The sequence below is a fragment of the Devosia sp. genome (assembly GCF_017307565.1).
Taxonomy (GTDB): Bacteria; Pseudomonadota; Alphaproteobacteria; order Rhizobiales; family Devosiaceae; genus Devosia.
In genome coordinates this window covers 1-1,355 of sequence record NZ_JAFKHD010000379.1, presented here as the reverse complement: position 1 = coordinate 1,355, position 1,355 = coordinate 1, and the positions used below count along the sequence as shown (strand labels likewise).

Sequence of the window (1,355 nt, the reverse complement as noted above, 5' to 3'; positions counted from 1 at the left end):
GTGTCTGATGTCATCGTCAACGGTATCGTGTCAGAGCGCATCGATGCTGAAGACTGCAAGCCTGGCTTCATCCTCGATGGCTTCCCGCGCACCATCGCGCAGGCGGAAGCTTTGGATGGCATGCTGGCCAGCAAGGGAATCAAGCTCGATGCTGTCATCGAGCTGACCGCCGATGCCGACGAACTCGTTCGTCGCGTCATTCAGCGGTCCAAGGACAGCAATCGTCCGGACGACAATCCCGAGGTCATCCGCAAGCGACTCGATGTCTACCAGACCAGCACCGCTCCCCTCGTCGACTATTATAGCCGACAGGGCCTGGTGAAGACGGTCGATGGCATGGAGCCGGTCGAAACAGTGACGACGGCCATCAAGGCGGCCCTCGGTAACTAATCTTCGATGAGGCGAGTGTTGACTTCGCCTTGTCGAATCCTTAAAGAACCGCACCAGTCTCATGGATTATTGGGCTGGGTTCGGTTCTCCACATTGGTTGGGGTCCGAAATCCGGTCCCTTGTTGTTTGAAAGACACCCGCCGCGATGGCGCGTGTTGAATGAAGGAGAGCAGACGTGGCTCGTATTGCTGGCGTCAATATCCCGACGAACAAGCGCGTGGTGATCGCGCTGCAGTACATTCACGGTATCGGCGAAAAGTTCGCCAGTGATATCGTCGAAAAGGTCGGTATCCCGGCCGAACGTCGCGTCAATGAACTGACCGACGCCGAAGTGATCCAGATCCGTGAAGCGATCGACCGCGACTATGTCGTGGAAGGTGACCTTCGCCGTAACGTTGCGATGAACATCAAGCGTTTGATGGACCTCGGCAACTACCGTGGCCTGCGCCACCGTCGTGGCCTTCCGGTCCGCGGCCAGCGCACCCACACCAATGCCCGCACCCGCAAGGGCCCGGCAAAGCCGATCGCCGGCAAGAAGAAGTAATTTCCATGCCTGCGTAAGCAGGCTGGTTATGTGATTGGAAGCGGCGGATGCAGGATTGGCTACCCCTATAGGGGCGCGCCAAACTCCTGATCCGCTTCTTCCGTGGTGGAGCTGCTGGGACTACGGCAGCGCCGATACCCAAGAGGACCTGAATGGCTAAGACCGATACGACGCGCATCCGCCGCAAGGAGCGCAAGAACATTACTTCTGGCGTTGCACACGTGAACGCCTCCTTCAACAACACCATGATCACCATCGCCGACATGCAGGGCAACACGATTTCGTGGTCCTCGTCGGGCGTTATGGGCTTCAAAGGTTCGCGTAAGTCGACCCCCTATGCTGCCCAGGTTGCTGCCGAAGATGCTGCCAAGAAGGCTCAGGAACATGGCATGAAGACCCTTGAGGTCGAAGTGCGTGGTCC

General features: G+C 58.2%; 3 protein-coding genes. All 3 read left to right on the top strand.

Features of this window, described 5'->3' with window-relative positions; translation table 11 throughout:
• Nucleotides 1-390: nucleoside monophosphate kinase (locus J0I64_RS15480; RefSeq protein ID WP_291409846.1), on the top strand; the 390-nt coding region annotated here is incomplete at its 5' end.
• A 175-nt stretch (nucleotides 391-565) separates the two neighbouring features.
• Complete coding sequence (gene rpsM, locus J0I64_RS15475; protein ID WP_291409844.1) at nucleotides 566-934, top strand: 30S ribosomal protein S13; 369 nt, start codon at nucleotides 566-568, stop codon at nucleotides 932-934.
• 152 nt (nucleotides 935-1,086) lie between these two features.
• Nucleotides 1,087-1,355, top strand: a 269-nt coding sequence (gene rpsK, locus J0I64_RS15470) for a 30S ribosomal protein S11 (protein ID WP_291409842.1), incomplete at its 3' end; no start/stop codon positions are given.